Annotated in this window: 11 protein-coding genes; 2 read left to right on the top strand and 9 right to left on the bottom strand. The window is 34.9% G+C overall.

The features are described 5' to 3' along the window. Positions 1–277: 277 nt before the first annotated feature. On the bottom strand, positions 278–1213 hold the full coding sequence (locus GQ593_RS00910) for a hypothetical protein (RefSeq protein WP_160430196.1): 936 nt from the start codon (positions 1211–1213) through the stop codon (positions 278–280). Between the two features lie 371 nt (positions 1214–1584). Between GQ593_RS00910 and GQ593_RS00905 the strand changes: the two genes are divergently transcribed. Beyond that, complete coding sequence (locus GQ593_RS00905) at positions 1585–2493, top strand: SPFH domain-containing protein (protein ID WP_160430195.1); 909 nt, start codon at positions 1585–1587, stop codon at positions 2491–2493. Between the two features lie 104 nt (positions 2494–2597). Further along, on the top strand, positions 2598–3065 hold the full coding sequence (locus tag GQ593_RS00900; protein ID WP_237397654.1) for an NfeD family protein: 468 nt from the start codon (positions 2598–2600) through the stop codon (positions 3063–3065). Between the two features lie 64 nt (positions 3066–3129). On the opposite strand, the gene yqfB is transcribed toward GQ593_RS00900, so the two are convergent. The 8 genes from yqfB to dapD all read right to left on the bottom strand — a co-directional run bounded on the left by yqfB (position 3130) and on the right by dapD (position 14383). Further along, entirely contained in the window at positions 3130–3438 is a 309-nt protein-coding gene (gene yqfB, locus GQ593_RS00895) for a N(4)-acetylcytidine aminohydrolase (protein ID WP_160430193.1), read from the bottom strand. Between the two features lie 80 nt (positions 3439–3518). Next, positions 3519–5186: a bifunctional metallophosphatase/5'-nucleotidase gene (locus tag GQ593_RS00890; RefSeq protein ID WP_160430192.1), complete on the bottom strand. Its 1668-nt coding sequence runs from the start codon at positions 5184–5186 to the stop codon at positions 3519–3521. Between the two features lie 262 nt (positions 5187–5448). Beyond that, the gene (locus GQ593_RS00885) at positions 5449–7596 is read right to left on the bottom strand and encodes a carbon starvation CstA family protein (protein ID WP_202115319.1); all 2148 of its coding nucleotides are present in this window, start codon (positions 7594–7596) and stop codon (positions 5449–5451) included. A gap of 310 nt (positions 7597–7906) precedes the next feature. After that, positions 7907–8626: a two-component system response regulator BtsR gene (gene btsR / locus GQ593_RS00880; RefSeq protein ID WP_160430191.1), complete on the bottom strand. Its 720-nt coding sequence runs from the start codon at positions 8624–8626 to the stop codon at positions 7907–7909. Further along, positions 8620–10320: a sensor histidine kinase gene (locus tag GQ593_RS00875; RefSeq protein WP_160430190.1), complete on the bottom strand. Its 1701-nt coding sequence runs from the start codon at positions 10318–10320 to the stop codon at positions 8620–8622. The genes btsR and GQ593_RS00875 overlap by 7 nt, the downstream gene beginning before the upstream one ends. Before the next feature lie 54 nt (positions 10321–10374). Then, positions 10375–12723 (bottom strand): beta-glucosidase BglX, encoded by a 2349-nt coding sequence (gene bglX / locus GQ593_RS00870; RefSeq protein WP_160430189.1) that lies wholly within the window; start codon positions 12721–12723, stop codon positions 10375–10377. Between the two features lie 230 nt (positions 12724–12953). Further along, a complete protein-coding gene (locus GQ593_RS00865) occupies positions 12954–13445 on the bottom strand; it encodes a YajQ family cyclic di-GMP-binding protein (protein ID WP_085247508.1) in 492 nt (163 codons plus the stop codon). 113 nt (positions 13446–13558) lie between these two features. After that, a complete protein-coding gene (gene dapD, locus GQ593_RS00860) occupies positions 13559–14383 on the bottom strand; it encodes a 2,3,4,5-tetrahydropyridine-2,6-dicarboxylate N-succinyltransferase (protein ID WP_065610979.1) in 825 nt (274 codons plus the stop codon). Positions 14384–14520: the final 137 nt, after the last annotated feature.

Below are 14520 nucleotides of genomic sequence, written 5' to 3'. Positions count from 1 at the left end.
GCGGGTTTTATAAGAAAAGACAATACGTCATCACATCACCCGCCAAAAGCAATGCACCACCAACCAAAAATAGTATTTTGACGAATGTGAGTTAGAAAATATTGTCGTTTCATTATTTTTAATCTGTTTAATATAAATTATGTACTATTAAACTAGTTCATTAGTTTATTGTCAAGAAAATATTGTATAAATAATTATCAAATTTTCATTCACGCATTTAAGAAGCAATAATTCGTGATTCTCTTAAAAATTAAACTGAAAAAGAATATAGAATCAGCTATTCTTCAATTTTTTTATCGAACCTAGAATATCCCATTCCTCTTTTCAAGTAAGCCTCTTTAACTTGACTGCAAGGATAGCCATCTTTAATTGAAAGTTCTAATTTATTTTTTTCCTGCCAATCCAACTCTTGAGATTTAATTTCTTGTAGCTTATTAACACATGAATTATAAGTATTAATAAATTCTGCATTATTTTCTATATATAACTTTACAAATTTGTTGCTTTCATTTTCCCAAGCCTTTTCCCAACTACTTCTACAAACGGATAATTGAGCTATATCGTCTGCACAATATAGAGATTTTTTTGCTTCAATTGTCTGAATATCAGCATTAGTTAATTCATCAGCGGCTTTTTCTTCTAATGCTTTTTGAGCAATACTACAATTAGAATTTGTTCTTTTATCTAATTTACAAAGAGACTGCATTTTTAGCTTTAGTTCATCAAAAGATAGTTGTTTTAACTCTTTTATGCCCTCATCTACTTTTTCATTATAAATCGTTTTCCACGCTTCACATTTAGGGTTTTCTCTTTGCGTGAATGTTAATCTATTCTGACATTCTTCAACCTTTAAATATTCATTAACAGAATCATTCCATGACAAACCCATAAGTTGTTTATTAATAGTGGACATCTCTGATTCTATTGCTTGTTTTTTTTCTTCTTCTTTTCGTTTCTTTTCTAATTCGTATTTTAATTTTTTATCTTTTTTAATTGCAGTCTCCGCAGCACGGCATTCTGTATCTTCCTCTACTTTTTTGATACCTTTTTCATCATTTGCCATAAATGCTTTATTAAAGGCCTTATTACATTGTTCCATTTTTTTATTAGCTGCATCTATGTTATTTAAAAAGTACTCTTCATTTTTTTTATCACAACCAACCAAAACTAAGGTGGTTGTTAATACGAATACAACAGCCTTTAAAGCTTTCATTTTTTCTCCTATTTAAATAAAATTAAAATTTTCCATAAAGTTAAATAATATTTTAGTCATTATTAGTAGATATTAGCCGACTAATCTAACATTTTCAGCAAATTATCTGATATTTAATGAACAAAATTAGAGCGAGATAATTCTAATAATTTTAAAATTATATACAACATAAATTTATATAATTACAAAACATATCCTATTGTATGTGTAAGAACTTATAAAAGAGTATTAGCATTATGGTACAAAAAAACAATGAAATAGATAAATAATAAACTTTATTATAAAAATCAATTATAACTAGTCAAATATTGAAATTATGCTTAGAATAACTAAACATTTTTATTATAAAAAATTATAAGGATTTTTGAACTATGCCAGTATTTTATATCGTCATTGGTGTTATTGTTTTACTTGCTTTAATTACTGTCTTAAAAGCCATTACGATTGTTCCCCAAGGTTACCAATATACCATTGAGCGTTTTGGTAAATATACCCATACGCTTGAACCTGGTTTAAATATTATTATTCCATTTATGGATGGTATTGGTCGTAAGATTAATATGATGGAACAGGTACTTGATATTCCATCACAAGAAGTCATTTCAAAAGATAATGCCAACGTACAAATTGATGCGGTGTGTTTTATTCAAGTACAAGAAGCAGCAAGAGCGGCATATCAAGTAAATCAATTAGAACGTGCTGTGATTAATTTAATGATGACTAATATCCGTACTGTTTTAGGTAGCATGGAGTTGGACGAAATGTTATCACAACGTGATCACATTAACTCTAAGTTGTTAAGTATTGTCGATGATGCAACTAGCCCATGGGGAATTAAAATTACCCGTATTGAAATTCGAGACGTTCGTCCACCAGCAGAACTTATTGCTGCAATGAATGCGCAAATGAAAGCAGAACGTAATAAACGTGCTGAAATCCTTGAAGCAGAAGGTGTTCGCCAAGCTGCAATTTTACGTTCAGAAGGTGAAAAACAATCTGAAATATTAAAAGCTGAAGGTGAAAAACAAGCTGCATTTTTACAAGCAGAAGCGCGCGAACGTGCAGCCGAAGCAGAAGCAAGAGCAACTCAAATGGTATCTGATGCTATTGCTGCGGGTAATATTAATGCGATTAACTACTTTGTTGCGCAAAAATATACTGAAGCGCTACAACAAATTGGCTCATCTGATAATAGTAAAGTAATTATGATGCCACTTGATGCGTCCAGTTTAATGGGCAGCATTGGCGGTATTGCTGAATTGATTAAAAACACGAAATAAAAAATCAAATTTTATACTTAAACATAGTGTTTCCTGAAACTTTTTGACAAAATCTATCAACACTATGTTTAAGATTTTTACTGAATAGATTTTAAAGGTAATTGATGATGACTGATTTTTTTATGGTTTTTTATAACTCTCCTCATTGGGTGTTTATTGCTTTAGGTGGAATTTTGCTAATTGCAGAATTACTAGGCACTGGTGGATACGGGCTTTGGAGTGGGATTGCAGCCATTATTGTAGGTTTAATTGCTTGTGTTTTATCGCTTTCTTGGCCAATTTTGTGGATCTTATTTGCAATACTAACGCTTGTATCTGCTTACCTTTGGTGGCTTTGGCTCAAAAAGCAAGGTAAAGATAAATCAGCTAAAGGCGCAATCAATCAACCACAACAAGACTTAATTGGTATTAAAACAGTTGTCACTGATGCTATTATTAATGGTTCAGGCCGTGTAAAAATCAAAGACGGTACATGGTCAGCAAGATGCGATCAAGATCTTAACGTTGGTCAACGTGTTGAAGTTATCTCTGTTGACGATTTGATTTTAAATGTACTTCCCATAAATCATTAATAACATAAATTAATTCTATTTGATTGTCAGAATAAAAATACGCATTAACAATGCGTATTTTTTGTTATAAAAGCGAAAAATGAATAACGAAAAAATGTTTTTCATTTGGATAAATATCAGAAATCACCTTTTTCAAATCACTTAACGTCATGTTCTCTTGTTTTGCATGTTCTTCAGTTAACTGTTCAAGCGTAACCGGTGTAACACTGATTATTTTTATAGTACAAAAATATTCGTCAGTTTCAAAAGTACCAACACGAAGCTTATCGCCAACTTTAAAATGTGACTCTTTATTATCGCGAATAGTAATAACTTTTAAACCAGCTAAAATATCAGACTTAAAACGTTGATAAAAAGTAATATCATTTTGCATAGTAATTATCCTGCATAAGTAATCAGCCAATTTACTTATTGGCTGATTACTTATAATTATAAATTAACAAATAATAAGTATTAAGGTTCAATGCCTATGACTTTCCAATTATGATTAGACTCATCAGTAATTTTTCCTTTTTTCACTTCGATTATATATTTTATTGTCATATTACGTATAGTACCGTCTTCATCACCAAAAGCAGTACGAGAATTCCAAATTGATTCAACTCTGCGTCCTTCTAATGGTCCCCCTTTTTTAACCAGCATTTCATAGCGATAAGCATTCATGCCAAGTTTAATTTTCATATCATCAGTAACAGGTTTACCATTAAGTAATGTTAACTCTTTAATTCTTTGACCAACAGGTTGTCTTAGATCAATGATATACTTTACACCACCAAACATATCATAAGTCATATATTTTGATGCGCCGCGAATAGAATCATATTGGTAATTATTATCTGTCGGTTTTACTTGAGCAAAATAAGCCGCAGACCATTCCATATAATCCTTTAGATCTCTACCGGTAACTTCAAAAATACTCGTTTCGCCAGCTGTGTATTGATAATTATTGGCAATATCTTTACGTGCTATTTTCCCCTTATTGAGTATAGCTTTTTTATTATCAACTAATACCGATGTCACATCAGCACCGCTATAATAAAGTTGCACTGAGTTCAATAAATTAGTTAATCCTGACTCTTCTAAATAAACAGCGGGAATACCATGAATCAATTGTTGTGGAACTAAATCACTATCGGTTTCACCAATAACTTGATTTGAAATTTCTCTTAGCTGTTGATGATACGGCGCATATATTTCTTCAATTACTGGATCGGCAGGGTAGGTTTTAACTGGCAATGTTTCTGATTTTTTATGCTCTAGCGTTTTTCTATCTGCTTGAATATCAAAAGTTAGATCCACAACCGACACCACTGTGCCATAACGATGCGGTTCAGTAATTACAACATTATTAATTACTTCTTCACTAATATTTTGATGATTATGCCCGGCAATAATTACATCGATATCCGGCACTTGTTTTGCTATATCGGCAACACCAGTACCGGGTTTATTATTTTCATTATCTAATCCCATATGAGCAATTAGAACAATTGCATCAACAGATTGTTGTTTTAGCTGATCAACTTGCTTTTTAATTTCTGGAACAGGCATTGTAAATTCCATCTGATCAACATAACCTGTTTTATTTTCATATTCAGGTACAAATGGCGTCGTTGCACCTATAAACCCAATTTTAATGCCCTCTTTTTCAATAATCGTTGACGCCGGAAGGTAAGGCTTTCCTGAATTTTTGTAAAAAATATTGGCGGCTAGCGTTTTACCATTGAACTGCGAAATAATTTTATCAACAACTGGCATCCCAAAATTAAATTCATGATTACCTAAGACCATAATGTCATAGTTCATTGCATTTAGAGCAGCCATGGCAGGGTGTTGTTTAACATCGTAAAAACGTTCGATTTGATTATCTTGAATAATATCCCCAGCATCAACCAAAATAACATTAGCATGAGCATTGCGATACTCTTTAATAAACGATGAAATTTGTGCATAAGAGCCTGAAGTATCAGTTTTATCTGTACCATAATTCCAAGGTACCATTCTACCGTGAACATCGGATGTAGCTAAAATGGATACATTAACTTCTTTAGCCAAAGCTTGAAATGAACAACTTAACACTAAAATGTTACATAATGACAATAATTTTTTGGTAATGGGCATCTTTATCTCCTATAAAAATGACACGATTTTTTATTTTAATAAATAAACAAAAGTAATAATGTGATTTTTTTCACATTTTGAATATTCATATTTTAGTTAAGTTACATTATCAAGATAACTGTGAGATATTTACTGTTAAAACAAAGTATCATTTATAAAAATGCCCAACAATATTCATATTATTGGGCAAGCGATAATTTGATTAAAATCTGATAAAGACAATAAGATGCTGAACTAACCCCAGCACCCTATTACATAAAACCTAGTGCGACATCGATGTTTTTACACCGCCCTCAGGAATTGGCACATAAGCCGTTTCTTTATCTGTTCTGTGTTTATTATTACGTACTTTTAGTGCAGTTTTAATACCAAAGAAGATGATACCGTAAACAACCAATAGGAATAAGATACTTAAACCAGCATTGGTATAGTTATTAATAACAATGTGGTGCATATTATCGATTTGTTGCGCAGTTAAATCGCTTCCTTCTGCAATGCGACGATTATATTCATTCGCTAAATAGAAGAATCCTTCTAATTGAGGATCTTGACTAAATAACTTTAATGCTAATGCCCAAGTTGTACAAATTAAAAGCCATATAGCTGGAATGATAGTTACCCAAACATATTGAGCACGTTTCATTTTGATTAATACAACTGTTGCTAAGACTAACGCAACCGCCGCTAGCATTTGATTAGAGATACCAAATAATGGCCATAAGCTCTTAACACCGCCTAGTGGATCGACAACACCTTGATAAAGTAAGTAGCCCCATAAACCAACACAACCAATTGTGCCAATAAAACCAGCAACAATTGAATCTGTTTTTTTCAAAAATGGCACAAAATTACCCAATAAATCTTGTAGCATAAAGCGACCAGATCGAGTCCCTGCATCAAGGGCAGTTAAAATAAATAGCGCTTCAAATAAAATACCAAAATGGTACCAAAATCCCATATTTGCACCGGGTAAAATTTGGTGGAACACATGCGCAATACCGACCGCTAATGTTGGCGCACCGCCGGCACGATTTAAGACTGATGGTTCACCAATGTCTTTTGCGGTTTGGATAATTTGCTCAGGCGAAATAACAAATCCCCAAGTACTTACTGTTGCCGCAGCATGGGCTGTTACCTCTTGTAATTGAGCCATAATCATTGGTGCATCTTCAGTACCAAGTCGATGTAGATCTGGCATAGTAACGCCTAACGCCGCAGGTGGCGTATTCATCGCAAAATAAAGGCCAGGCTCAATAATTGAGGCGGCAACTAAAGCCATCATTGCAACAAATGATTCCATCAACATTGCGCCATAACCAATAAAACGCGCATCGTTTTCATTGGCAAGTAATTTCGGCGTTGTACCTGATGAAATTAAGGCGTGGAAACCAGAAACTGCGCCACAAGCGATGGTAATAAATAAGAATGGGAATAATGCACCTTTCCAAACTGGTCCTGTACCATCAACGTATTGTGTAATTGCTGGCATTTTTAAATCAGGGTTTAAAATAACAATACCAATAGCTAAACCTACAATCACCCCAATTTTTAGGAACGTGGCTAAATAGTCTCGTGGCGCTAAGATTAACCATACAGGTAACATTGCTGAAACCAGCGCATAGCCAACCAATACATAAGTGATGGTCGTTGCTTTGAAGGTTAAAGCCGGTCCCCAATAGGCATCATGAGCAATAACCCCACCAAACCAGATAGATAAAACAAGTAGCACAATACCGATGATCGATACTTCTGCTACTCGACCTGGCCGAATAAATCGCATATAGATCCCCATAAATAGAGCAATCGGCACGGTTGAACAAACAGTAAAGACACCCCATGGACTTTCAGCCAAAGCTTTAACAACGATTAGCGCTAATACAGCTAAAATAATCAACATAATTAAGAAGCAACCAAACAGTGCAATGGTTCCCGGTATTAGTCCCATTTCTCCTTTGATCATTTCACCTAAAGATGAACCATTACGGCGGGAAGATAAAAAAAGCACCATAAAGTCTTGCACCGCACCAGCAAAAACCACACCAGCAAGTAGCCAAAGTGTACCGGGTAAATAACCAACTTGTGCTGCAAGTACGGGACCGACTAAAGGACCAGCACCTGCAATTGCCGCAAAATGATGCCCAAATAATACATATTTATTTGTTGGAACATAATTTAAACCATCATTATTAATGACTGCTGGGGTTGCACGAGTCGGATCTAATTGCATCACTCGATTAGCAATATATAAGCTATAATATCGATATGCGACCAAATAAATTGAAACCGCTGCTGCCACAATCCAAAGTGCACTAATATGTTCACCTCGCCGCAGCGCTATAACTGCTAAGCAGCATGCACCAACTAAAGCTAAGATAAACCATGGAATATGTTTACATACTTTATTATTCATAATGATTCTCTTTGTGATTTATAGATTAATTTGATACTTAATGCCATATCGCATATTGCTACAAACCTAATGGCTTACGATAAATTAAAAACTAGCATGTTATCATTATCAATAGATGGTTCATTTTTATATAGCTTTAAGGCATTAAGTACCTGCTAAAGGTCTTTTTATGTTCAAGCTTATAGTAAATTTTTACTTTTAAGAATGATAATAGTATTTAGGTTATAGGTTAAATTAAGAAGATGAGTGGTTAAAATTAGCGAGTTAGCGGTAAAGAAACTCGCTATAAAGCAAATAGCTATCTAAATTTTTACAATCCTAATATCTCTTTAAGTGATTTTAAGTAACGACGACTAACCGGTACAGAAACGTCATTGATAAGAATCACATCAACACCACCAGCTTGATTAAAACGAATTTCTTTAAGTTTTTTTAGATTAATTAGATATTGCCGATGACACCGAACAAGGCAGGTTTTATCTTCAAGTGTTTTTAAAGTTAATTCAGTTAAATACTCATTATTTGTTTGATTAAATACATAAATACCACTTATTTTAGAAGCTATATAAAAAACATCTTCAAGATTTAATAAATAAATTCGGTTATGTCCAACACATGGAATATATTTTAGCTTTTGATTGACACCGTCTAATTGATTAATATTTCCCGAAAAACAATGATTATGCAGACGATACAATGTTTTATTTAACCTTTCTTGCTCTATGGGTTTGAGTAAGTAATCAAATGCTTGTTCTTCAAAAGCTTTAATCGCAAATTCGCCATAAGCAGTTAAAAATACAATTCTTGGCATCGTTTCAGGGTCAAGCATCGATAGCATTTCAATACCGTTTATTTTGGGCATTTGGATATCTAAAAACACGGCATCGGGTTGAAGTCGATGAATCTCACGAATCGCTTCCATGGCATTATTACATTCAGCAACAATACAAATTTTGGGATCAGTTTCTAGCAAGCAGCGTAGATTTTCGCGTGCTGGCAATTCATCATCAACAATAATAACGTTTAACATTGAATACTTATATCCTCTTGCAAAGGTAATATTAGCATTACTTTAGTATACTCATCGGGTTTACATGCGATCTTTATACCATATTTTTCGCCATAACGAATCTTAATTCGCTTATCGACTAAATTAAGCCCTAAACCTTTAGTGTCTTTTTTATGTTCGCGGTAATGGCCAGCATTATCAATCACTTCTAAAACTAACAATTGATCTTGCTTATACGCAAAAATAGTTACATTGCCGCTATCAAGCAACTGGGATGTACCATGTTTAATGGCGTTTTCAACAATAGGTTGTAACGTAAAAGCCGGTAGTTTTATATATTCTAATTCAGAGGGAATATCGATATTAATCGTTAACTGATCCATAAACCGCATTTTTTCAATTTGTAGGTAAGCATTAACGTGTTCTATTTCATCTTTTAGGGTGACAATTTCTTCCGTTCGCTTTAAATTTTTGCGGAAAAAAGTGGAAAGGTTTTGCACAAGTTGTGATGCTTGTGTTTTATCTCGACGAATAACAGCCAGTAACGTATTTAAGGCATTAAATAAAAAGTGAGGATTAACTTGTGCATGTAGCAGTTTAATTTCGGTTTTAGATAACAGCTGCTTATAGTGCTCATTTTGCCCAGCCAAAATTTGTGCAGATAATAAACTAGCAATACCTTCGCCAAGCGTGCGATTAATTGAACTAAATAACGTATTTTTTGCCTCATAAAGCTTAATTGTACCTACAACCGTATTGTTTTCTCCCCTCAGCGGAATAACGAGTGTTGAACCTAAACGACAACTTTTATTTATTGAACATTGATAAGGATCATGAGCCCCATCAAGGTATTGTACTTCATTCTTTTCGATCGCATCTAAAGTACTATTAGATGTGATTAGTGTTCCTGGCAAATGATGATCATCACCAACACCTATAAAAGCCAATATCTTTTCGCGATCGGTAATTGAAACGGCGCCAATATCAAGTTCTCGATAAATAATTTCAGCCACTTTAGTACTATTTTGTTGATTAAAACCATCACGTAACAAACCTTCTGTACTGACCGCAATTTTTAATGCTTTAGCAGAAAAGGCGGAAGTATATCGTTCAAAGATCGCCCGTCTATCAAGCAAAATTCGCATAAACATCGCAGCACCAATGCTATTGGCAACAATCATTGGCGCAGCAATGCTTCTGACCGCATGCAACACTACATCAAAAGGCCTTGAAATCATTAACACTAAAATCATTTCGAGTGATTCAACCAACAAACCTAGCATACCGACTAAAAGCGGGTTATAAATAAGATCGACTCTCCCCCTTTTCATTAGCAAATAATGCAGTAATCCACTAATCAATCCAATTAAAATAGTGGATAACATACAACTATCAGCGGTAATACCGCCTAAAGTATATCTATGAAGCCCACCTGTGACACCCACTAAAAGCCCAACTACTGGTCCGCCAAGTAAACCACCTAAGATAGCGCCAATGGCTCGTGTATTGGCGATGGTGTCTTCAATATGCAATCCAAAATAACTGCCCATAATACAAAATAATGAAAAAATGCAATAACAAATTAATTTGTGAGGCAAATGAACCGTTACTTGCATCAGTGGAATAACGATCGGCGTTTTACTTAGTAAATAAGCAATCACTAAATAAACGCACATTTGTTGAAGAAGCTGTAGGACAAGATCAAATTCAAACATAATAATGACCACAGAAGCACAACCGTCGACAAAAGTCGACGGAAAATGAGAAATTTACTTATCAAGCAAAGTAAACGTTTGCTTATCTTGGGTAGTAGAATCGCTACCTATAAACACATTAAATTTACCTGGTTCTGCAACGTATTGCATTTTGTTATTCCAAAATTTTAACATATCATAGTTAATAACAAATTTTACTTCACCTTTTGATTGGGGTTTTAAGGTAATATTTTCAAAACCAATCAATTCCTTAACGGGACGACTAACTGACGCTGTAACATCTTGCAAATAGAGTTGAACTGTTTGCATGCCTTCTGTCTTACCAATATTTTCAACATTAACGGTAACAACAATTTCACCCTCTTTGTTCATTTCAGTACTAGATAAAGAAAAATCCATCGCAAAGTTGGTATAACTTAAACCAAAACCGAATGGGAATAATGGTTCGTTTGGACTATCAAAATACGAGGTGGTATATTTACCCATATTTTCAGTTCCATGTGGACGCCCTGTGTTTAAATGACTGTAATAAACAGGGATTTGACCGACATTATCAGGAAAAGACATTGGCAACTTACCAGAGGGGTTATACTGACCAAATAACACATCGGCAATGGCATTGCCACCTTCAGTGCCTAAAAACCAGGTTTCAAGCATAGCATCGGCTTGAGCATATTCTTCAGATAATGTTAATGGACGACCATTCATTAATGCAATAACTAAAGGTTTACCGGTTGCTTTTAGCGCTTTCAGCAAGCGTTTTTGACTTGCAGGTAAAGAAAGATCAGTTCGGCTTGATGATTCATGAGCCATACCTTCGGCCTCACCAACAAAGGCAATGACAACATCCGATTTTTGGGCTATTTTAACCGCTTCAGCAATCATTTTATCCGCTGGTCTATTATCAAACTTAGTTGTTTCGCCATATAAATTTAAAAATCGATATAAATTTGCATCATCAGAAAGGTTGGCACCAAAGGCGTAATTAACCAATTTTGAATTCTTAACTGCGTTTTTAATACCTTCTAATGGCGTTACCGCCAAATTAGCGCGTCCAGCCCCCGCCCAACTGCCCAAAATATCACGTTTAGAATCAGCCAATGGACCAATCACCGCAATTTTCTTATTTTTAGCTAGAGGCAAAATCCCATTTTCATTTTTTAATAACACAATACTACGGCGCGCCACATCACGGGCTTCTTCACGATGCAATCGATTATCAGCAAACATTGTATCAATATCTAATTTTGGGTCTAAATTACGATTAGGATCACTAAATAACCCCATATCATATTTAAGCTCCAGAATACGGCGACATGCTTGATTGACTTCATCTTCTGTAATAGCACCTTCATTAACCAATTCAGGCAAAAATTGTAAGAAATATTCATCATTCATACTCATATCAATGCCAGCTTTAATGGCAACTCGAACAGCATCTTTCGGATCACTCGCCACGCCATGATTAATCAGCTCACGAATAGCACCATGATCACTGACCACAACGCCATCAAAATGCCACTGATTGCGTAATACTTCGGTTAATAACCAATGATTAGCCGTTGCCGGAATACCATTGACACTCACAAGTGACACCATGACTGCACGACTTCCGGCATCAATTGCCGCTTTATAAGGCACAAGATATTCTTGGAACATTTTACGTTCGCTCATATCGGTACTGTTATATTCACGCCCACCTTCAACCGCACCATAAAGCGCAAAATGTTTTACCGCAGTAACCAGCGACTTTTTATCGGTAAGCGATTGCTTTTGCATCTTTTGAACAAAAATGCGTCCAGCTTCTGATGTTAAATAAGGATCTTCACCAAATCCTTCTGACACACGCCCCCATCTTGGATCGCGTGTAATATCAACCATAGGAGCCCAAGTTATATTTAATCCGTCCGATGTCGCTTCGTCGGCGGACACTTCAGCCGCTTTTGCTATCGCGCCACGATCCCAAGTTGATGCAATACCTAAATTAATCGGAAACACAGTTCGATGACCATGAATGATATCAAAGCCAAAAAACAGTGGAATTTTATTGGCAGATTTTAAAGCACGTTCTTGCATTCGAAAAAGGTCAGGTTCGACAACGGTATTAAAAATACCACCAATTTCACCTGCTCCGATTTGATCAAGCACTTTATCTAATGTTAGATCACCACCAACGCTAATCAAACGTAATTGCCCCGCTTTTTCTTGGAGCGTCATTTTTGATAATAGATTATCAATAAAAGTTTGCTTTTCATCCTTTACGTTTTTAGCATCTTTGACATCCTTAAAGTCGTCAACGTTTTGAACTTCGTTTTCTTTTTTTATTTCGATATTAGGATTTTGTGCAAACAAGTATCCAGAAAAGACAAGAAAAAATAAAAATAGCGCTAATTTTTTTATCATAATAAATATTGTTATAATTAAGAGGATAGACAAGTAAATAGCATAACGTATTCATAAAAAAAAATCTCATTCTTTACGCTACTTACATTTACGTTTAAGGCAGCATAGCAGTTGTTGGATAAACACCCAGCCCCAAATGTAGAGGTTTCTAAAATTCCTTATAAAGATAAATAATAATGGTTAAAGGATAATATTGCCGACACTTATCGGCAATATTAACGCATAACAAATTAGTCTCTAAAGTTAGTAAACTGAAACGGTTGACCAAATTCACCATTTCGAACTAATGCCATAGTTGCTTGTAAATCATCGCGCGATTTACCTGTCACGCGAACCTGTTCACCTTGCACTTGAGCTTGCACTTTAATTTTGCTGTCTTTAATTGCTTTTACAATCTTTTTGGCTAACTCTTTATCAATGCCCTGCTTAAGTTTAACAGTAATGCTATAAAGTTTACCGCTATGATCCATTTCTTCAGGGATCTCAAGTGCACCACCGTCAATACCGCGCTTGGCTAACTTGTCACGTAAAATATCCAATAATTGTTGTACTTGGAAATCAGATTGGCTTGTTGCTTTAATCGTTTCATTTTTTTCATTTAATTCAAACGATGCTTCAACGTTTTTAAAATCCCAACGGGTAGTTAATTCTCGAGTCGCATTTTCAACACCATTTTTAACTTCAGGCATTTGAATTTCTGAAACGATATCAAAAGAAGGCATAAGTTCTCCTCTTCTAATGGTTATAAAATATAAATAAATTTATTAAGGCAAGTGAACTGTATTTGCTGCCTGATAATTTAGGCAGCATTTAAATTTATACTTATTGATTACAATTAATCAATCGTTCGAAGTAATTCGTTAATACCCACTTTACCTAAAGTTTTGGCATCTACTTTTTTAACAATGACTGCACAATACAAACTATATTTACCATCTTTCGTTGGTAAGTTGCCAGAAACAACCACCGAACCTGCTGGTACACGACCATAATGCACTTCGCCTGTTGCACGATCATAAATTTTAGTGCTTTGACCAATAAATACGCCCATTGAAATGACGCTGCCTTCTTCAACAATAACGCCCTCAACAATTTCACTGCGAGCACCGATAAAACAGTTATCTTCAATGATGGTTGGATTAGCTTGTAATGGTTCTAAAACGCCGCCAATACCAACGCCCCCCGATAGGTGAACATTTTTACCAATTTGTGCACAAGAACCAACTGTTACCCATGTATCAACCATAGTACCTTCATCAACATAAGCACCAATATTGACATAAGATGGCATCAATACGGTATTACGAGCAACATAGGCACCTTTACGCGCAATAGCTGATGGAACAACACGGAAACCTTCTTGTTGGAATCTTGCTTGATCATATTCAGCAAATTTTAATGGCACTTTGTCATAATAATTAGTCGGCCCGCCATCGATCAGCTGGTTTTCGTTAATACGGAAAGAGAGCAGAACAGCCTTTTTTAACCATTGATGAGTCACCCAATCGCCATTGATTTTTTCAGCGACACGCATTTTACCGCTATCTAATAAAGCGATACATTGATTAATTGCATCACGTGTAACCGTATCTACATTTGATGGTGTAATTTCAGCACGACGTTCAAATGCTGCTTCAATAATTGTTTGTAATTGTTGCATCTCAAGTTTCCTTTAACCTATAAGTCCGTTAGCAAATAATAAATGGATAAACAGTATAATATAATCTGCTTTGCTTTTTAAGTGGTTTAATCAGATCATCTAAATCAATCTTGCCCCCCTCTTTTTTATGATGATAA

It is taken from the genome of Gilliamella sp. Pas-s25 (assembly GCF_009795885.1).
In the GTDB taxonomy this organism is placed as follows: Bacteria; Pseudomonadota; Gammaproteobacteria; order Enterobacterales; family Orbaceae; genus Gilliamella.
The sequence above is the reverse complement of the archived record's forward strand: the minus strand, read 5'-3'. Positions and strand labels throughout refer to the sequence as shown.